Origin of the sequence: Paenibacillus sp. GCM10027626, from assembly GCF_042676285.1 — a bacterium.
Lineage (GTDB): Bacteria > Bacillota > Bacilli > Paenibacillales > Paenibacillaceae > Paenibacillus_Z.
This window is the reverse complement of record NZ_JBHTHC010000003.1, coordinates 182,133-202,998: the sequence shown is the minus strand read 5'-3', so window position 1 is coordinate 202,998 and position 20,866 is coordinate 182,133. Positions and strand designations below refer to the sequence as shown.

General features: G+C 49.0%; 15 protein-coding genes. 9 read left to right on the top strand and 6 right to left on the bottom strand.

All coding sequences use genetic code 11. The annotated features are described in order from the left end of the window. Positions 1-166 precede the first annotated feature (166 nt). The 4 genes from ACFQ0N_RS08010 to ACFQ0N_RS07995 all read left to right on the top strand — a co-directional run bounded on the left by ACFQ0N_RS08010 (position 167) and on the right by ACFQ0N_RS07995 (position 6,607). Positions 167-3,985 (top strand): S-layer homology domain-containing protein, encoded by a 3,819-nt coding sequence (locus tag ACFQ0N_RS08010; RefSeq protein ID WP_379324654.1) that lies wholly within the window; start codon positions 167-169, stop codon positions 3,983-3,985. Between the two features lie 318 nt (positions 3,986-4,303). Further along, entirely contained in the window at positions 4,304-5,203 is a 900-nt protein-coding gene (locus tag ACFQ0N_RS08005; RefSeq protein ID WP_379324652.1) for a hypothetical protein, read from the top strand. A 7-nt stretch (positions 5,204-5,210) separates the two neighbouring features. After that, on the top strand, positions 5,211-6,404 hold the full coding sequence (locus tag ACFQ0N_RS08000; protein ID WP_379324650.1) for a winged helix-turn-helix domain-containing protein: 1,194 nt from the start codon (positions 5,211-5,213) through the stop codon (positions 6,402-6,404). A gap of 56 nt (positions 6,405-6,460) precedes the next feature. Then, positions 6,461-6,607 carry a hypothetical protein gene (locus ACFQ0N_RS07995; protein ID WP_379324648.1) on the top strand — a complete coding sequence of 49 codons (147 nt, stop codon included), beginning with the start codon at positions 6,461-6,463 and terminating at the stop codon, positions 6,605-6,607. Between the two features lie 219 nt (positions 6,608-6,826). On the opposite strand, the gene ACFQ0N_RS07990 is transcribed toward ACFQ0N_RS07995, so the two are convergent. Next, entirely contained in the window at positions 6,827-7,378 is a 552-nt protein-coding gene (locus ACFQ0N_RS07990) for a phosphoribosyltransferase family protein (protein WP_379324646.1), read from the bottom strand. A gap of 15 nt (positions 7,379-7,393) precedes the next feature. After that, positions 7,394-8,473 (bottom strand): NCS2 family permease, encoded by a 1,080-nt coding sequence (locus ACFQ0N_RS07985; RefSeq protein WP_379324643.1) that lies wholly within the window; start codon positions 8,471-8,473, stop codon positions 7,394-7,396. A 207-nt stretch (positions 8,474-8,680) separates the two neighbouring features. On the opposite strand from ACFQ0N_RS07985, the gene ACFQ0N_RS07980 reads away from it, so the two are divergent. Continuing rightward, positions 8,681-9,172 (top strand): AAA family ATPase, encoded by a 492-nt coding sequence (locus tag ACFQ0N_RS07980; protein WP_379324641.1) that lies wholly within the window; start codon positions 8,681-8,683, stop codon positions 9,170-9,172. Positions 9,173-9,409: 237 nt separating this feature from the next. Here ACFQ0N_RS07980 and ACFQ0N_RS07975 read toward each other — a convergent pair whose 3' ends face one another. Further along, a complete protein-coding gene (locus ACFQ0N_RS07975; RefSeq protein ID WP_379324639.1) occupies positions 9,410-10,480 on the bottom strand; it encodes an HAAS signaling domain-containing protein in 1,071 nt (356 codons plus the stop codon). Continuing rightward, positions 10,461-10,817: a PadR family transcriptional regulator gene (locus ACFQ0N_RS07970; RefSeq protein WP_379324637.1), complete on the bottom strand. Its 357-nt coding sequence runs from the start codon at positions 10,815-10,817 to the stop codon at positions 10,461-10,463. Before ACFQ0N_RS07970 ends, ACFQ0N_RS07975 begins: the two co-directional genes overlap by 20 nt. 205 nt (positions 10,818-11,022) lie before the next feature. Here ACFQ0N_RS07970 and ACFQ0N_RS07965 point away from each other — a divergent pair, with 205 nt between their 5' ends. Next, complete coding sequence (locus tag ACFQ0N_RS07965; RefSeq protein ID WP_379324635.1) at positions 11,023-11,619, top strand: class I SAM-dependent methyltransferase; 597 nt, start codon at positions 11,023-11,025, stop codon at positions 11,617-11,619. A 362-nt stretch (positions 11,620-11,981) separates the two neighbouring features. On the opposite strand, the gene ACFQ0N_RS07960 is transcribed toward ACFQ0N_RS07965, so the two are convergent. Both ACFQ0N_RS07960 and ACFQ0N_RS07955 read right to left on the bottom strand, forming a co-directional pair. After that, positions 11,982-12,737 (bottom strand): SWIM zinc finger family protein, encoded by a 756-nt coding sequence (locus tag ACFQ0N_RS07960; protein WP_379324633.1) that lies wholly within the window; start codon positions 12,735-12,737, stop codon positions 11,982-11,984. Between the two features lie 28 nt (positions 12,738-12,765). Next, complete coding sequence (locus ACFQ0N_RS07955) at positions 12,766-15,450, bottom strand: DEAD/DEAH box helicase (protein ID WP_379324631.1); 2,685 nt, start codon at positions 15,448-15,450, stop codon at positions 12,766-12,768. A 178-nt stretch (positions 15,451-15,628) separates the two neighbouring features. Between ACFQ0N_RS07955 and ACFQ0N_RS07950 the strand changes: the two genes are divergently transcribed. From ACFQ0N_RS07950 to ACFQ0N_RS07940, 3 genes are all read left to right on the top strand, one after another. Beyond that, positions 15,629-17,884 carry a helix-turn-helix domain-containing protein gene (locus tag ACFQ0N_RS07950; protein WP_379324629.1) on the top strand — a complete coding sequence of 752 codons (2,256 nt, stop codon included), beginning with the start codon at positions 15,629-15,631 and terminating at the stop codon, positions 17,882-17,884. 234 nt (positions 17,885-18,118) lie between these two features. Further along, positions 18,119-19,756 (top strand): extracellular solute-binding protein, encoded by a 1,638-nt coding sequence (locus tag ACFQ0N_RS07945; RefSeq protein WP_379324627.1) that lies wholly within the window; start codon positions 18,119-18,121, stop codon positions 19,754-19,756. 176 nt (positions 19,757-19,932) lie between these two features. Next, entirely contained in the window at positions 19,933-20,862 is a 930-nt protein-coding gene (locus ACFQ0N_RS07940) for an ABC transporter permease (RefSeq protein WP_379324625.1), read from the top strand. Positions 20,863-20,866 lie beyond the last annotated feature (4 nt).

Sequence of the window (20,866 nt, the reverse complement as noted above, 5' to 3'; positions counted from 1 at the left end):
GCCAAAAACTATTTTAAAGTTTGTGTTGTTGGTTACTTTAGCTTGCTTTATAGGGATGGGGCTGCCCTCACCTCAGGCGACTGCCTCGGGTGCTAACCCGTTCCCGATAGGAATATATCTTCCTCCAGATAAGCCCACAACCGCTAATTATCAAGAGATAAAAGATATGAATGCAACTTGGGTGCTTAATAATGAAAGTAGCGTGGAATTGAATGATGCCTCATTAGAACAATGCGAAGCGGTTGGGCTGGAATGTATGGTACTCGATACAAGACTCATCATGTATCCATTCACTGTCGAGCAAACCATTGCGGACGAAGAGTGGCTTCTAAGCAATAGCAGTTCATTGGGACAAACGTTTACCACTACGTCGGATCCTTTCACAGCAATCAATACAATCGAATTATTTATCGATAGATCGGATTGGACTGAAGGAAGCACAGCTACATTGAGCATATACGACTCTCCGGCTAAGAAAACTTTAATGGGGAGCTCAACCGTTTCAGGACCGTATGGTGAGGATTATTCCGTTTTTAATATTTACAAATGGTTTTCTCCAAATACAACCTATTATATGGAGCTAACTAGCAATACCCTAACACCTTTTGGAGTGAAACGGAGTGCATCGGATGTATACGAGGGAGGAACGGCTTATGAGGGAGGCATTGCCCAAAGTAACCATGATATGTGGTTCAAGGTAAATTACAATCATAAAATTTATGAAGGTGCCCCTCGTCCCACAACAGTACTTATTGATGAAATTGCGGATCGATATAAGACAAACCCTGCGCTTTTGGGGTACTTCATTGTAGATGAACCTTCGGCAAAAGGAATGACAGGGATTCAGGCTACGATTGAACGTTTCAGACAGGCCGATCCGGATCATATGACATTAGTTAATCTGCTTCCCAACTACGCTTCTGAAGAAGATCTCTTTCGCGAATCGCACTCAGGGGATTATGTAACACCAAGCCAATCCTTGGGTCAAACATTTAAGACAAATGCGGTAACGACATCTATTTCAACTATACAATTATTTATAGGCGATCAATGGGATGCTGGTGAAACGATAACGCTAAAATTATGGGATTCTCCGGCTAAAACAACCCTTTTAGGCGAGGATACCAAGGACAATCCAAACGTAGGCGGCTTCAGCTACCCGAAATTTTCAATTAATGCGGCTGTCAGCCCTAATACAACCTACTATTGGGAGCTTACCCATAATGGAGGAGGGGGGAACGCAGTTGGTTGGGTTGTTCACGGTGAAAATGGATCAGACTGGGAGAAGGATGGGACTGGATATAAAAACGGCACATCAATGAACAGTGACTTCTGGTTTACGATTAATCAAGACATTGCGTACAGAAGCTATGAGGATTATGTTTACCGTTGGGCCAATAAACGTCCCGACGTTCTGATGTTCGATTATTATCCTTTCAGGCTGGGCAGCGGAATAAATGAGAATGGTTACTATAATAATCTGGAGATCATCCGTAGGCAAGCGCTTGCAGCCAAGATAGATTTCTGGTCGTTTATACAATCGGTCGCTGAGCCGGGAAGCCTTAGAAAGCCTAATGAAGCGGAATTAAGGTACCAGGTTTATACCAATCTTGCCTACGGCGCTAAAGGTATTAATTATTTTACTTATAGAACTTTAGCGGAGGCCGGACTTGCGGATGCAATCCTGCTTCCTGACGGCACAAAAAGCCCATTATACGATTATGCCAAAAATCTTAATGCAGGCGTACTAAAACTTGGACCGACCCTGCAAGGATTGAAGTCGGAGGCCGTATATCATACGGGGAATCGACCGCAGGGAACCCAGGCGGTTCCTGCAAATTTCTTCTGGCAGCCGGCTGATTCCAGCCAGCCCATGATAATCAGCTCGTTTACTAATGAAAGCGGCCGTAAATATATCATGGTTGTGAATCGGGATATTGTAAATTCTCGAATGATTTCATTCTCGATTCCGACCAAGCCTGGCTCAGTGAAAGAAGTTTCGAAAATCACGGGAGCAGAAACCAGCACAAATTACAATAGTATGGCTGGAACCCTATCGGGCAGCTTTGCTCCGGGAGAAGGCAAATTGTATGTGCTGGACGATGAGTCCGGCTCGAAGCTCGGCAGCCTGTCTCTCGAGGACGGCGATGGCGCGGCGATTGCGTTGACGCCGGCCTTCGATCCCGGTCTGACCGATTATGAAGTCCAAGTGCCTTATGGCGTAACGGGCGTTCGTTTGACGGCCGTGACGCAGAGCGCCTACGCATCGTTCGATATCAATGGCGATCGCGCCCAATCGGGTGATCCATCTTTGGAGTACGCGCTTGACTTGGGCGACAACGAGATTACGGTACATGTAATTGCGCAAAACGGCGACGAGCTCACTTATCGCATTAAGATTCATCGCTTGGCGGATTTTCCAGGCGTGCCGACCGATGTGTCCGCGGTCGCCGGCGATGGTCAGGCAACGATATCTTTCAAAGCGCCCGCGTACGATGGCGGCAATCCGATTACGGGATACGAGGTGATCTCGTCGCCGGGCAGCTTTGTAGTAACCAGTACGACAAGCCCCATTACGGTCAGCGGACTGACGAATGGGCAGGCTTATACCTTTACGGTTAGAGCGATCAACAGCACGGGGCCAAGCGCGGATTCCGCAGTCACCAATGCGGTGACGCCAAGAGCGGATTCACCGATAGGTTCCATCTGGACGCCCGTTCAGCCGGAAAAATCGGCTGATATGGAAGGGCTTGTGAATGGCAAGACGGCTAAGATCGGCAAAGTGACTACGACGAAGGTCGACAACCGGACCGTGACGACTCTCGTCATCGATCGCGAGAGAATCCAAGACATGGTCGCAACGGAAGGCCCACAGACCGTCTTGACGATTCCGGCAAAGGTTAATTCCGATGTCGTCATCGTAGAGTTGGACGGCCAAACGGTCAGAAGCATGGAACTCAAGCAGACGGTCATAGATGTCGTAACCCTGTACGCCGGTTACACCTTGCCGGTGCAGCAAATCAATATTCAAGCGTTATCCGAGCAATTAGGAAAAGGTGTTGACCTTCAAGAGGTTAAGGTAACGATCGAGGTCTCAAAGTCTTCGGCCGGCACGGTTAAGCTTGTCGAGAACGCCGCGGCTCAAAATCATTATGTTGTCGTGGCGCCGCCCGTCGATTTTACGGTAAAAGCTGTCTATGAGGGCAACTCGATTGAAGTGTCCAAGTTCAATAGCTATGTGGAAAGAACGATTGCCATTCCGGACGGTGTCGATCTGACCAAGATCACAACGGGCGTTGCCATTGATCCTGACGGAACGGTGCGTCATATTCCGACCAAGGTCATTGTGGTCGACGGTCGATACTATGCGAAGATCAACAGCCTGACGAACGGTACGTATTCGGTTATCTGGCACCCTTACGCATTCGCGGATACGGCTAATCATTGGGCCGGCAGCTCCATTAACGACCTCGGCTCGCGATTGGTCGTGGACGGAGTCGGCAATGACCTATTCCAACCAAATCGATCGATAACGCGCGCAGAGTTTGCGGCGATCCTTCTTCGCGGATTAGGATTGAAGGTGGAGACCGGTTCTCATCCGTTCACGGACGTGAACGCATCGGATTGGTACGGCGGAGTAATTCGAACCGCGTATGCCTATAACTTGGTGAACGGTTTTGAAGACGGAACGTTCCGCCCGCAAGACAGAATCACCCGGGAGCAAGCGATGACGATGATCGCCAAAGCGATGACGCTAACGGGTCTGAAATCGAAGCTTCCAAACCGGGAAGCGAACGAGTTGCTGCACCCGTTCGCCGACGGCGACACCTCCTCGACATGGGCCGTAAAAGGCATTGCCGATTGTTTGCTGGCCGGAGTCGTGTCCGGAAGAAGCGGCAGCGTGCTCGCGCCGAAAGCCTTTATTTCCAGAGCGGAAGTTGCGGTCATCGTGCAGAGGCTGCTGCAAAAATCCGCAGTCATTTGATTCGTTTGATAAGTGAAAGAGGCTGAGCAGCATTTTTTCAAAGAGGCGGCCATTTATGCAACTCCGTAAGGTTCCATAATGCATGGGGCTGTCCCCAAGGTCTTATCTTAAATTGACCTGAGGGACAGCCGCTTTTTTATTCAATACAGACGAGAAGACTCCTTCCTCAAAGCGGAAGCTTAGGTAGGAGATGAATCGTCTTCGGACAAGGGTGGCAACTTTGCCATCTCAATTGTCCGACATGATTTTAAAGCAGTACTTCCCGATTTGAAACCGAACTGGTGTTCTGGTATAATGATAGATATGGGGGGATTGGAAATGAGTCAGAATACGATTACGATCAAACTTCCTTTGTATCGGCCCACATTGGTGAAACAAGACATGTATAGAACCATGAGATCCCACTTTTCACAAGCTAGCAATCAAGCCCTTCAATACCTGCAGGAAGTCCCAGTACGTAAGGCAACAGAGCTGGATCGCCTACTTCGTTCCATACCACTACCATCAACGCTTCTTCAAGAAGCAAGAAAACTGGCTGTCAGCCGGTATCAGGATTGGCGGAAGCATGCCAACACCAAGGGTTTTCCTTCCTTTCGAGCGAATATCTCGATCCTGTTTGACAATCAGAACTGGCGGCTCCGTTTCGATCAAGGACACCTGAAAATTGGCATCCCCACCATCGAAGGCCATCTAACCATCGATAAATATGTGCCTGTGAGCGTCAACGATTATGCTTTGTTTTGGGTGAACTATCTTCTGACCGGGGAAATGGATCCAAACAGCAAACACTATAAACCTTCGTACGAAGGAATCTCGAAACCGAAAAAAGGGAATGCGCAGCTTTTTGAGCGTAAGGGAAAGTGGTATTTTGCTTTCACCTTTTCCTTCAAACTTCGGGAAACGCGGAAAACGAACAAAGCGATTGGCGTTGATCGTGGATTACGCCTCATTGCGGTTGCCGCCGATGCCGATACGGGGAACTACCTGACCTTTAACGGGAAACGTATTGGCCATATCCGGAGGCGGTATGCCCGTTTGCGAAGGGAAATCCAGCAAGCGAAAAACATGAAAGCGCTCAAACGACTCGCACATAAAGAGCGGCGCATGATGCAATATTGGAATCATGTCATGGCGAAGAATATCGTGCAATTTGCGCGTGCGAGCGGGGCATCCATCATCATGTGCAAGCGGCTCCCGTTTGTTTCGTTAAGGAGCTGACGCATACATGATCCAATTGACGAACCGCCAGGCACGGCAATTTCTGTTATTGAAGCACGGGCTGTTAGGCGAATATCAATTTACCGGAAAGCAGGGAGTAATGGATTTTGTGCGGCAGGTTGGCTGTATTCAATATGATCCCATCGATGTTTGCGGAAAAAACGCCGAACTGGTGCTGCAGTCGCGAATCAAAGGATTTACCAAGAATATGCTCGACGAGTTGCTGTATCAAGATAGATTCCTGATCGATTATCCCGATAAGAATCTGGCTATTATCCCTGTCGAGGACTGGCCGTATTTTGAGCGATACAGGCAAGCCGCCCGACAACATGCCAAGCGCTATCCCGAAATGGAGGCTTTGACAGCGCAAGTACGGACTCATATCCAAAATCACGGTGCGCTAAGTTCGGATGAACTGAAATTGGATGGAGATTTCACTTGGCAATCTGCCATCCACTGGAGCAGCGGAAACAATGCATCGCGGTCGGTGCTGGAGCAGATGTACTCGACAGGCGAGTTGATTATCCATCACAAAAAAGGAACGCGTAAATATTACGATATTGCGGGGAAGTACATACAGCCAAACCTGTTGAATGCGCCGGAGCCACTGGAGGACGAGCTTGAGCATCACAAGTGGCGGGTACTGCGTCGAATCGGCGCTGTTGGCCTTTTATGGAATCGTGCATCCGATGCCTGGCTGAATATATGGGGATTGAAAGCGGAGCAGCGCAACGAGGTTTTCCGCCAACTGTTGCACGAAGCTCGCATTGTTGCTGTTACCGTAGAACAAATGAAGAATATGCTATACTGCCGCACGGAGGATTTGCCGCTTATTGAAGCCGTCCTGCAAAATCCGGCGCCGAAATTGCGCTGCGAGCTGATTGCTCCGCTGGACAATTTGATATGGGACAGAAAGCTGATCAACGAATTGTTTGGCTTCGATTATACTTGGGAGATTTACACGCCTGCAATCAAACGGAAATTCGGCTATTATGTGCTGCCTCTATTGTATGGAGAGAGCTTCATCGGGCGCGCCGAGATAATCGCGGAACGAAAAGCCGGGACACTCGTTGTTAAAAACATCTGGTACGAGAATGACATAAAGCCAACAAAGCAATTGCGAATAGCTTTGAACAATTGTTTTCAAAATCTTGCATTATTCAACGGATGCGAGACGATTTCGACAGAGTCTATGAACTGATATTTCCAGCTCATGCCCAACTGATCGCCGCTCGCAACAAGACAGCAGCTTTGATTGTGATGGAACTCGTTCGGCTGATTGCAAGCGCAGGCGCGGGCGGAATGCTGCGCATCTCCGTATTCAGGCTGAAGCAATATGTTCCACAGCTTAGGGCATTTAAGCAAAGCGTAGGCGGGGGAGGATGTCAAAAGGGGTTCGAGTAGATATACTGGGGAGATGGAGACGAAAATGGAGACGCGAGCGATTCGCAGTCCCCATTTTTTGCATTTCTATTCGATGAAGGCCGATGATATGTTTCCGCTTTAAGGATGTCCAGTCCAAAAAGCATACAATTCTATTTTTGACATAGCACTCTGTTTCGCGCGGCGGGCGGATTAGGGAGAAAAATAATTTTCCCGGGCGGCGTCAGAGTCGGATTCCGTTCAGGTGCTTGCCGGGTGATGAAATAAAGGCAGAGCCTCAAGGAAGATAATATCGTCCCGCTCCGCAGCATTGCCTTCTGCGAGGATTGCTGCTCTTGCAACGACTTCTCCGCCGGCTTTCGCCACAAGCTGTTCCAAAGCGAGCAGAGATTGGCCTGTGCTGATGACATCATCGACAACGGCAACACGCTTGCCGCGAAGCAGCTCTGCATCGGATTTTTCCAATATAAGCTCCTGCTGCTTCTGAGTTGTAATGGAGTTGACTTTATGGGAGATCGTCTCCCCCATATAAGCCTTGACACTTTTTCTTGCAACGACATAGCGTTTCATGCCTAACTGCTTGGACAATTCGTATACGAATGGAATGCCTTTCGCCTCTGCCGTTACGAGAATGTCTACATCAGGCAGCTTATCTGCTACATCTTTTGCTGCTTGCATGACGAGTTCTGTATCGCCAAGAATGACGAAACTTGCAATACTAAGAGAATCTGATATAGGTATGATAGGAAGCTCTCTGGTCAGCTCACCGATTTGCAAAGTATACGTCTTCATATTCGTTCTCCTCCTCTACATGCCTGTCCAATTCATTAAAGTTTCCACAACAATACCTGACAGCATACCGATGAACGGGTCGGTGATTGCCGTCATAACCATCGTCACGCCGCCAACGATTCCTGAGCCTGCGCCTTCTCCTGTCAGAGCTGCTGCTGCATTGCCGGGCAATGTGACCATTACGCCCAAAACCATAAGAAATCCAGCGATAGATGAACTAGGAACGTATTTACCGATCTTCGGCAATGTTTTGGTGAAGAGGATGATCGCCATCAGCACCATCATAATCACTCCGGACCATACGGCATGCGGAGCGCTGGCTGTTGCGGAAATTACAACTTCCACAGGCGCGCCGCCGAACAAGGCAGAAACCATGTCCGCCAAGCTGCTAATGATCGATAAGATATCCACGTTGACGGATTGGCCGGCAATATCCTCATTGATTCTGCCAAACGCAATATTGGCACCGATGTTCAGGCACGCTAGCGCAAGGGCGCCGCGTAAAACTGAAGAGTTGAATATCAGTTTTTGAAACTTCAGCTTTTCTTCGGGCGCTGATTTGTTCTCTTGCTTATCGGAATCGGACTTTTTTTGCATAATATTATACACAATGCTAGAGAGGATAACAGATACGGTAATCGTATAAACGAGATCCTTCGTCAGCATATACGTCAATAATGCGCTAAAAATCGAGGTTGCACCAATAATACGATTGTTCTTGACCATATCCCAAGCTACCTTGGACAGCATGATGCCCACTCCGGCCATCATTCCGCTCGTAATAACCGGACCGATCCAGTCGATAATGCGCTCCAGCAAGCCGAACAGGCCGATAATAAGCAGGATGCAAGCGCCGAAGAAAACCATGGACAGGCGTTCCCGCATCGATTTGCCCATCGTGCCGGCAAGTGTAATTGTTTCTGCTTGATAGGAAACGACCGCAACGTTGTTCGTAGCGACATTTCCGACTGCACCGACAATGAAGGCCAGTGCGGTCGGGACCGAAGCAAAGCCGAACGCGAGCGCCAAAAGACCTTGCGGCAATCCGTTGAGAACCACACTGAGAGCAGCGAGAATGTCTTGAAGTACTTCCATTATGACCCCTTTCTTTTCCTTCTAAATAAGAAATCGTTTTTCATTATAACTATAAAAAATTATCACAATCCGAAATATTATTCAACATTATTCGACATTTTTAGTGATTCGTAATGTTAAGCCTGCCACCTGGCGGGCTCCAGCTTTCAGCTTGGACATGATGAGCGGGAACGTGAAATCAGACAGCTTCCTGAGGGGAGCAAATACATGAAGTCAGAGGATATCTTGTATGAAATTAAGAAGATACAGCAAACCGCCGTGTTGCGTGAGGGGATCCTGTACGAGCAGATCAGCAAAGGGATGAGCAAGGATCAAGCGGCGGAATATGGAAATTCGTATGCCTTTAAAAAGAAGCTGGAAAACATTCAATTCTCTCAGGAAAAATATTCGAACGGGGAAACCTCCATGCAGTTTTTTGAAGAATATTTGCTTCCCGGCCAATTGTATTTATTGGATGAACCAGAAACGTCGCTTTCTCCTGCCAATCAAATCCGGCTTGCAGAGCAAATTAATGAGCTCGCACGATTTTTTGACAGTCAATTTATTATTGCGACTCATTCTCCCTTTGTTTTAGGTACGCTAAATGCGAGAATCTATAATCTTGATGCAAAACCTTTAAAAACAGCAGAATGGTTTGAACTGGACAACGTACAATTTTATTCTCAATTTTTTCATAAGCATAAGCGATTGTTTGAATGAGAGCGGAGCAGACGCGGCAACACACATAATATATATAAAACGGCGGAAATCCAAAATGCAAAGGTATACACCAAAGGGGAAAGTGTCCTACTATACTCGTATACATGGGAAAAGTTAGCACATCAAATTTGATATATAACGGATGCTTGAACCAGTTGTTATAACCCAAGGGGCTGATGACAATCCACTGGGTGGGTTCGGCATCAGCCTTTGCTGTTGGGGTATGCAAGTAAGGAATCAGCTAGCCATATGTTCCTTCGTCGATGTGCGCCTCCTGGTCGCCCGGTAGAAATTGGCCACATTCTCGACGATCATCACGATAGCGATAACGAGCAACGCTCTATCCTGAACGATCTCCCAAATCCGACTAACGGTCGTATAGCTGTCAGTGCTTGCAATTTCGTTCTTCGTAACAGCACCCGCTGCCAGCAACTCGTTCATGAAGCTCGGGTTCCAGATGGACTGGTCGGCGAACAAGAAAACATACATAATGAATATGATTATATCCAACGCAAGCGTATAGAGCACAAGTCTTTTCGTCCATTGTCCGAATATCAGTTTGGCAACTTCCCGCAAAATATATAGAGCGAGCCAGCCGAAGAAGAAAGGCAGCAGTTGCTTGATGATATCCTGGTCCCAGAATGGGATATAGGTGTAAGCAGAAGACCCGACATGAAGATGGACACCAAACAGGTTCGAATAGACGAACAGCACGAAAAAGAAAATAGTGAACATCATCGACACAACCGTGCCAGATAATCGGATTCGCGCCCCGGTGCCTGGAATAGGGGGCAATTCTGAAGGGTGCCAGGCGCCTTTCTTCTTACGTCCGATATCGGTTGCTTTCACGCCGGTGTACTCAATAATTGCGAAAATAATCGTGACCCATCCGAAAACTTGCATGACAACTGTAAACAAAGACACGCCGATATATTCGATGAACAGTTTAAGCGTATTAGATGGATCAAGAAAAATTTTAATCCCAAAAGCGATCGTGATGCCGACCATTGACCAGAACCCGACTACTTTCATAACAACCCAGTACAAATCGAACAACTCTGGGCCGATCAAGTACCGTTTCTTCTCTCGATATTGTGCTGCAAGCTTCCTGGGATTACCAAGCTCCTTCAGCACCTCTTCTACAATTGCCGCGTTTGCTTCTCGGCCTTGCGCTCGCTCATCCAACATATCCTGGATCAATCCGCGAACGTCCTGCTCAATATCCGCACGCTGCCCTGCGGGCAATATACTGGTAACCGCATATACATATCGGTCGATCAGTTCTTCCTTACTCTTCGTCGCTGCCATCGATTAATCCCTCCATTATACTCGTCATACTCTTCCACTCGGAACATAACCGGTCATATACATTTTTGCCTAACTCGCTAAGCAGATAGTATTTGCGCGGGCGCGCTTCTTCCGTATCCCACTGGCTGGCGAGCAAACCTTGTTTCTCCAACCTGCGAAGCAGCGGATACAGTGTCCCAACGTCGATATCCACTCCCCGGTCTGCCAACACAGCAACGAGTGAATACCCGTATTGTGGCTTGGCTAGCTGACTCAGCACACTGATGATCAACGTCCCGCGCCGTAATTCCTGAACAAGCCCTTGAATCAATTCATCTGATTTTGTTAGTTGATCCATATTCATCACCTGACTTCATCATACTGTATGGCGCACACTATTGTAAAGTACATATTAATTGGCTTTATAAAATAATGTCTATTTTTAGCATTACTCCATGAAAAAGTCCTGTCTCTAATGCGATTGCTCTGTTCAGCAGGACGCTATCCCTTGACGCCCATGACAAGCGATAATTATAATAAAAGAAAGAATGGAGGTTGACAGGATGAGAGATTGGGATGAAGTGTATACCAGCGGAAACTTTCGAGACTACTGGGATCTCCCGTACCCGTCTCAAGAATTGGTCGCGTTCGTGGCTTCCATGGACCTTCCCCCTAACGTTGCCGTTTTGGATGTAGGCTGCGGCGCAGGCAGCGAAGCCATTTTTCTTGCCCAGCGTGGATATCGCGTAATCGGCGTCGATATGAGCGCAGCTGCCTTGAACATCGCAAGGGAACGGGCAAACAAGGCGGAGGTTCAGGTGGATTGGCGTCAGGGCGATGCCTTGAAATTGCCACTTACAAACCGGTGCGTGGATATGGTCAATGATCGCGGATGCTTTCACAGTATCACCGAAGAAAATCGGGGGCGATTTGTGGAGGAAGTCGCGCGGGTGCTCAAACCGGGCGGGGTGATGCTTCTCAGAGGCTGTCGCGACAAGGCAGAAGAAGGACATTTTGTCTCCGTGACCGAACAATCAGTGGACCAGCACTTCAGCCGGTATTTTGAACGTGGCCCGGTGCTGCCGATCCAGATGACGGTCGGCAAAGGTTATAGCGAAGAAGGAATGAAGGGCAACCTGGTCGTTTTGAAAAGAAAGTGAACGTCAACGCAGGGCGACCGCATTAGGGCTACAGCCTTCTTGCGTATGGACCGGCGGGCGAGGCTAGGGCGGCTTCCTCTGCCAAACAGATGATGCTTGGGATAGTCTCCGATTCCCCAGCCTGTAAGCGGATTCAGGTAAACCGTCCCGCTTAGCAAAGAGCATCGAATGGTTTCCGGAATCCCGACAGAACGCAGCCAACGGAACCTAAGTGCCCTTTTTGAAGCAACCCAATGTACCATTTGACCGGTAACATCTACCCGCGCAACAGATTCGAACCTCAGATGTCCTTGTGATCCAGAGAAACCTAATTTATCAACAGACGTTGTGTTGACACAGGCGGGAAGTAACGCGCATGCGCATTACTTCCCGCCTGTATCGATGTCCACGCCGAATTTGCCGGATAGGTCTGCATCGGCAATGACTCTGCGGGACCTGCGACCGGTGACGGAACTGCCGGCTTTCTCCATCATGTCCCTGGACTTCTCGGCAATGGAGCTCGTAATCAGGTCGCTCATCTTGACGTTGCGCATGGTGAAAAACAGGGTTGAATCCTCGTCCAAGCGCGCCCCGATGCCGTATAGAACGGCAGCTACATGCTTGCACATCCAAGCGCCGTCCGGGCAGCTGCAGGAGAATCGGATTTCCTTGGGAGAGGGGAACAATCCCTTGCCCTTCAGCGTGAACAACTCCGCCAGCGCTTTGGGCAGCTTGCCCGCAGCCAATTCCTGCAAGGAGCCAATCTTCCCAGCGCAAGACTTCACCATCTCCTGCCAGATCTCTTCGAATAGCGGGGCGATGGTTACCTCCACCCTGTAAGGCTTGGATGCGCTGCCTTGCACAAGCGCAGATATCTTACCTCCGGCTAAGCGCAGGTCTAATACGGCGCCATGGCGGACATAGCTGCGTCCACGGTCAATCCGGTTGGCATAGTCGGCATAGCGTTCCAGATTGCTGCACCAGGATTTGCCCCACCACGTCTTGGCGATCGTTCTTCCTTGGATACGGATTGGGGAAATATCGGGAGTGCCCTTCTTCAGTTTTTCTATTGCCTTCTCAGCTTTCTTCCGCCGTTCTGCTACCGGCACATATTCCGGGAAGTCGCTGTAAAATGCCATTTTTACTCTTCCACTCCTTCTTCAACCGTCATGAGGATAGCTTCATCAGCTCTATCAACTGCGCATTATCCATTTCTGTAATCCAGCTCTCCTGCATGTCCGGCACGATATCCTTCGTCAGCTTGATCTTGTCTTCGATAATCTGATCGATCTTCTCCTCGATCGTTCCTTGCGTGACGAATTTATGCACGAGCACGTTGTTCTGCTGACCGATACGGAACGCTCTGTCTGTAGCCTGGTTCTCCACCGCCGGATTCCACCAGCGGTCGAAGTGGATAACGTGGCTTGCCTTCGTCAGATTCAGGCCGACGCCTCCTGCCTTGATCGACAGGACTAAGAACGGCACATACTGCTCCCCCTGGAATTCTGCAACCATTTCCTGCCGCCGGGCAACAGGCGTCCCGCCATGAAGCACCATGCCCTTGTGCTGGAAGATTTGCTCGAGGAATGTCCGCAGCGGTTCCGTCATTTCCTTGAATTGGGTGAAGACCAGCACGCGCTCGCGCTTCTCCAGAATGGTCTCGCATATTTCCTTCAATCGTGCGAATTTCCCGCTGTCCTCGGCATTGAATACTTCCTGCCCCAGGTATTGATCGGGGTGATTGCAAATTTGCTTGAATTTCATAAGCGAAGACAGAATAAGCCCGCGCCGCTGAATGCCTTCTTCGGCGAATTCCAGCTTCTGCTCAAGGTCTTGCACAAGCTTGCTGTACAAGATGGCTTGCTTCTTGGTTAAGGTGGAGTAGGTCTTCATCTCGATCTTGTCCGGCAAATCCGAGATAATCGACTTGTCCGTCTTCAGTCTTCTGAGGATGAATGGGCTGACAGCTTGTTTCAACCGCTGGTAGCCCTTCGGTTGTTCCCGCATACGTTTCGATAATTCGGTGAATTCCTTCGCTGTGCCGAGCATGCCCTTGTTCAGAAAATCAAACAGCGACCATAGATCGGATAAACGGTTCTCGACGGGGGTGCCAGTCATGGCGATTCTGGCGGCCGCCTTGACTCTCTTCACAGCCTGGGTCTGCTTGGTGCCGGGGTTCTTGATCGCTTGTGCTTCATCCAGAATAAGCGTATCCCACTGCACTTGACTTAGCCAATTGTATTTCAGCAGCATGCCATAGGTGGTGACCACCAGATCGTAACCTTCTGCATCCAGCATTGCGCCGTCCTCGGCTTCGCTAAGGTCTCTGTTCGCCGACGGGTGCCATACGCAATAGTTCAAGGAAGGCGCGAATCGCCCGATCTCGCTCATCCAGTTGCCGATCAGCGAAGCCGGAACAATGAGGAGAGCGTGTTCGCGCCGCTGGGACCTGATCGCATTCAGCATGGCAATGATCTGGATCGTCTTGCCCAAACCCATATCGTCGGCAAGGCAAGCGCCGATGCCCAACGTCTTCATATAGAGAAGCCAGCTGAGGCCTCGTTCCTGATAGGAGCGCAGACTGGCATGAAAGTCGCTGCCGGGTGACGCGATCCGCTCCAGCTTGTCCGGATTGAGAAGCTTGCTCTGCACCGCATGGAACCATTCGCCGTGGGTGACTTCAAGCTCCACAGATGAATCCGAGGCAATATCGAGGACTTGTGAGGCGTTTAACTGCAGCCGCATCGCGTCGGCAATCGTCAATTGTTCATTTCCGAGCGTCTGTCGCGCATTCTCGTAAGCGGCCAGCGCTTCCTGCAGGCGCTTGTGGTTCACTTCCACCCACTTGCCCTTCAGGAACGCGAGCCCTTCGGCTTCCGAAAGGAGTTGTCGTAATTCCTCTTCCGCGATCGCGTCGTCGCCGAGCCATATACGGGCGTCGAAGTTCAGCAATGTATCCGCTCCCAGCTGGGCAGGCTCCTTGCCGCCGATGCTGACGCTGACTTTTACGCCTCTGGATTTGCTCGTCCACCATTTCGGTATGCGGCAGAGGATGCCGGCTTCCTCATATAATGACACTTCCATGAGGAACGTGTAAGCTTCGTCGGACAATAGGCCAATCGGATGGAAAATGTCGCCCGAATCGAGCAGTTCAGCAATCAGGCTGCTGCTTGATGCGGCCTTGTGTACAGTGGACAATAACTGCAACAACTTGTCGTTGTTGTCTCCATACTCCATCAGTGCGTTCTTCAATGGCAGATGCCGTGATTTGCCCGATGCTTCCCCCTCAGCGGCATAGGTCGCCATAAACGAGAAGGGATATTCTTCTGTCTCCTTGTTCTCAACGAGGTGGAAATATACTCGGCCGACGAACTGCACATGCGCGTTGCTGGCCAACAGCAATTGCTTAATGCTGCCTTCCCAGGTTTGCAGCCGGCAGACATAGGCTTCATGAAGGTTGTCCCATGCCTGCGCGATCCATTCTCGGTTCAGGAATGTCTGACCATACATATAGGGTGCGCGATCCAGCAACTTGTCCGTTACATCTTCGTCAAGTTCTGCCGTCGCCCGTTCCCGAAGCCGGTCCAGATCGGGATTGAGCGCAAGCCTGTGAAGGAAAACGGTGGCAATCTCAATCAGATAGCGCAGTGATACCGTCAACTCATCCGGTTGATCAATGAAGGCGAATGAGAAGAAAAGATCCCGGTCGCCTCTGGTAAATCGGGTATAAATATCATCCTGTACAGTCTGAACTCGGGGGTCAAGGGTGTCCCAAACGGATTGCCAATCCAATTCGAATCGTCCATCAGGCTTCAGAATCGCAATCAGCTGCTTATAGGCATTTTCACTCACGGTATTTCAACTCACTTCTATATAATTCGGATGTTGCACATTCTTTTCCCTAATTATATCACAATTCGTTTGGGGAATTTGTTGGCAGACTTTTTTTTGCGCCCGCATTGTACTGAACGATGAAGGGTCCTATAATAGCTTTGTAGCAGTATACAGCAGAGAAACAGGGGGTCGTGGAATGATTTTTAAACGAAACAGCGTCATATTCTCATGGTTAGTCTCTTATATGGTCATTTTGCTCGTCCCTGTATTAACAGGCGTTTTTATTTATTCGCGGACGAATCAAACGATCGTGGAGGAAATTAACCGCTCGAATAATTTGATTCTATCCAAGGTGCAGAAGGATATGAGTACGCTGCTGGAGGACGCGAATCGTCTAAGCGTAGAAATTGCTATTAACCCGCGAGTGCAAGAGCTGCTGGCCATCCGGGAGCCGCTGAAGCCGGAACAATACTTTACAGTCTACAAAGCATTTGAAAGTCTGAAGGTATTCAATACATCCAACAGATGGAATGATTACTTTGTCTATATTAAAGCTATCGATACAATTATTACACCCAATTTAAGCAATACGAGCGATTCTGTCTTTCATAGTCTTTATGGGGCGAGCGGCGTCGGCTATGAGGCTTGGATTGAGTATTTGGGGGGCAGTTATAAAGGCGATTACGTGAGGCTTGGCAACAATCTGGCCTTTATTCGCTCGATTCCAATTGGGAAAAACGGGGCGAGTCAAGGAAATATCGTCATTTTTCTGGATCGGGCGAAGTTCTGGGTGGACAATGCCGAAGAGTATTTGTACAACGGTGCGGCCGCTGTTATCGACAGCAATAATCAAGTGCTTGCCTCGAGCCGGTCCATGGACGGCCCGCTGCCAGTATCATATGAGGATCTGGCCAGCAGCGGCGTAGTCAAATTGCAGGACAGCGGTCAGGAAATGGTCGTTTCTTATATCAGCTTGGGTGCAACGGACTGGAAGTATGTCATTATGATGCCTAGTCACATCTTTTGGGATAAGCTGGAGGGTGTGAAAAAAGCAACAATTTTGAGTTTGATCATTTGCCTGCTCGTGGGCGGCATTCTTACTTATACTTTTGTACGCCGCAATTATTCCCCCGTACGCGGAATACTCGATATGTTCAAGGAAAAGAAATCGGGTGATCGGGCCGGAAGCAAGAAATTTAATGAATATGATTTGATGCAACGGGCGATTCATTCCACCTTGTTGGAAAATAAAGAAATGGGAAGCAAGCTGTGGCGGCAGAAAAGTGTGATGCGCGATCACTTTCTTGAAAAGCTGCTGAAGGGCCGGGAAAGCGCGATCCCGCTGCAACAACTGATGGATCTGCATGAAACCGCCTTCATTTCCGATCAGTTTGCGGTGCTAATTATTAACGTCGAGGATTATAATGACATCTCCCCATCGTTAGTGCGCTTTGCGGTCATGAATGTGACTGAAGAGATGGCCAGACGGGTTCATCAAGGTTATGTGCTGGAGATGGATGATTTTATCGTTTGTTTGGTCAATTTTCGACAGGAGACAGAGCTTGAGTGGAGACGGGAACTGTCTGAAGTGGCGGACAACGTGTTGCAATTTATGGAGAGTAATTACCGGGTCACGGTAACGGTTGCGATAAGCCGCCGGCATCCATCGGCAGCGGAAATCTCGAAGGCGTATTACGAAGCGCTTGAGGTCATGGAGTACCAGAGCATTTACGGCGTGAGTGGCGTCATGGAATTTAGTGATATGGAGATGCCCCGTACGAAGGGCGAGTATTATTATCCTTTGGAGAAAGAGCAGGCGTTGATGAACTGCATCAAGGCAGGCGATTATGACTCTGCCGAAGCGATTATCGACGAAGTATTCAAGGACAATCTGGAGCAGCGCAAACTTCCGCTCAAACTGGCCAAGTGCCTGTTCGTTGATCTAGTTGGCACCATGATCAAAACGATAAATGGAATAAGCGGCATGTACGATAACACATACCTGGAGGAGCTTAATCCGATTGACCGGCTGCTGGGCTGCCAGACGGTTAGCGAGATGAAGGATCAATTGAAAAGCATCTTGCGCAGCATCTGCGATTCTGTAGAACAAAAGCTGGTGGGGAAACGGGCGAATGACCTGCTGCAAACGATAAAAGAGATCGTGGAGGCCCAGTACAATGACTTAAATTTGAGTATTGCATCCATTGCCGAGCAAGTCGGTCTGCATCCGGCCTATGTATCGAAGTTATACAAAGACGGCACGGGAGCGTCACTGCTGGACGATATCGGAAAATACCGCATCGAGCAGGCGAAACAAATTATGAAGGATCAGAAAATGAACATGGAGGCCGTCGCTCTGATGGTCGGGTATGCCAACGTTCGTACGTTTCGCCGGGTTTTTGCCAAATATGAAGGAGTGACTCCGGGAAAATATTCAGAGTTGATTGAGTAAGGAGGAACTACCAGAGGTCGGCCGGGAGCAACTTCCGGTTGGCCTTTTTGCAGTAAAGTCCCTTGATTTTAGTTATTGTCCCCTGGTGCAAGCCCCATTTTTTCCGCCAAAACTGACTTATTGTCCTCCGGTTTCAGGTTTTCGTCTCTACCGTCCCAGGCCAATCGAAACTAAACTTAGAACTGTCGACGTCGACTTCAAAAAACTACAGCCAAATGACACAGGAGGCTTACCATGAGAACAAGTTCAAAAAGGATCATGCTAACCGCTGCCGCGGCCCTGCTAGTCGGAACTATTGCAGGGTGCACGAAAGAGAATCAAATGGATGAAAAAAAAGAAACCGGTAATGAAGCCGGGGCGCCAACTCCTCAAGCTGCCGCTCAGGATGGGGAAGTAACTTATCCGATCAGCGGCGGGGTCAAACTGAAATATTGGCTCCATCTGCCTCCCAATACTTCGGCGACTGTCAAAAATATTGCGGAAACGGAATTCGCTCAGGAACTAAAAAAACGTACGGGCGTGGAAGTGGAATTCATTCATCCTGCGGCCGGCGAAGAAGCAGAACAGTTCAATCTGATGATTGCATCCGGCGACTTGCCGGACATCATTCAATATAGTTGGACCCAGTATCCAGGAGGACCGGAAAAAGCGATCTCCGACGGCATAATCACCAAGTTAAATGATTTGCAACAAAAAAATGCGCCGAACTTGACCAAGTATCTGCAGGACCATCCCGACATCGACAAAATGGTCAAGACAGACGAAGGCAGCTACTATTCGTTCCCGTTTATTCGCGGCGATCAAAGCTTGCTTGTCTCCGCAGGGCCGATTTTACGCAAAGACTGGCTCGATGAACTGGGACTTCAAGTGCCGACGACGATAGACGAATGGCATACGGTGCTTACGGCATTCAAAGACAAGAAAGGGTCAGTCGCTCCGCTTAGTCCATATTATAATTTCCAGTCCACTCTGGCGTGGGGAACATTTATCGGCGCTTATGGTATAGCCAAAGGCTTCTATTTGGATGGCGGACAAATTAAATACGGCCCGATTGAACCGGCCTACAAAGAGTTTCTGACAACCATGAATCAGTGGTTCACCGAAAAACTGCTGGACAATAACTTCGCCACGCTGGATGCAAAAATGGTGGATGCTAACGTCATGAACGGCAAATCGGGCGCAACTGTGGCCAGCGCAGGAAGCGGTGTGGCGAGGTGGACGACGGCGATGAAGGAAAAGGATGCGAAATTCCAATTGATCGGCGCGCCATATCCGGTATTGAACAAAGGCGATCAGCCGCAGTTTGGGCACTATACCTTGCCTTATGTCGGCTACGGGGCTGCCATATCGGCCAGCAGCAAGCATAAAGAAGCTGCCGCCCAATTTTTGAACTTTTTGTACAGTGAAGAAGGCCTGCGGCTCGCCAACTTCGGTATCGAAGACACTAGCTACACGATGGTTAACGGAAAACCTGTGTTCACCGATCTGATTCTGAACAATCCGGATAAACTGCCCATTAGCCAGGCCATGGCCCGATACACGCTGTCGCATGATATGGGACCGTTTGTCCAAAATCCGGATGTTATGCAGACGATGATTCCGGTACAGGCAGAGGCGGTCAAGACATGGGCCAGCACGAATGCGGCCCAGCACTTCTTGCCCCCGATCTTTGTTACCGCCGAGGAGGGGGACGAGATGGCCAAAATCATGAATGAAATCACAACCTATGGGGATGAAATGCTGCTTAAATTCATCATGGGCTCGGAACCGATCGAAAATTTTGACAAGTATGTGGAGCAAATGAAAAAGTTGGGGATCGAAAAAGCGATCAGCATGCAGCAAGCCGCGCTGGAACGCTACAACAAGAGATAGTGAGAAGAAACGGCTCACGCCGTCCTTGGCGCGAGGCAAGTTTCTTCCCCTGAAATTTTATAGAATTTATCGAGATGAAACTTTTGTAAATTCTATAAAATCAAGTAAGCTGGAGGCCGGGGAGGATGGAACTTCCGTTATCCTGCCTGGCTTATGATTAGAAAGCAGGTGAACGCATGAGAGTGCAGGTCCGCGAGACGCTGCGTAGTAAAATCCGCAAGGACTGGCTGAAAAATTATTCGTTGTATCTCATTGTCTCGCCAGTACTGCTCTACTATATTATTTTTCATTATGTGCCGATCTATGGCGCCATTATTGCTTTCAAAGATTATGTGCCGACGAAGGGCATATGGGGCAGTCCATGGGTTGGGTTTAAACACTTTCAGGACTTTTTTGACAGCTACTATTTTTGGCGCATTCTTAAAAATACGCTGGTCATTAGCCTGACTTCCCTGATTTTCGGGTTTCCGGCCCCGATCCTGTTGGCTCTGCTGATTAATGAAGTGAAGAGCCGCTTCTTCTCCCGTTTTGTCCAGACCGTTACTTATATGCCGCATTTTATTTCGCTGGTTGTGGTATGCGGCCTGATCATTGATTTTACTCGCGATACGGGACTTATAAATACGATTATCGGTCTGTTCGGCGTTGATACAGAAACGATGCTGAATAAGCCGGGTTACTTCGTCCCCATTTATGTATCGTCAGAGATTTGGCAGGAAATAGGCTGGGGATCGATTATTTATTTGGCGGCGATGGGGTCCATCGATCCGCAGCAGTATGAGGCGGCGACAATTGATGGCGCAGGACGATGGAAGCAGACGCTCCATGTTACATTGCCCGGTGTTGCTTCGACCATTATGATTCTGCTCATTTTAAAAATAGGCGGCATTTTAAGCGTAGGCTACGAGAAAATTATCCTGCTTTACAATCCGGCTATCTATGAGTCTGCGGACGTGATCTCAACCTTTGTTTTCCGAAAAGGCTTGCAGGAATTTGGCTGGAGTTTTAGTTCCGCCGTAGGTTTGTTTAATTCGACGATCAATTTCCTGCTGTTAATCGGAGCGAACCGGCTCAGTAAAAAAATCAATCAATCGGGTTTGTGGTAGGAGG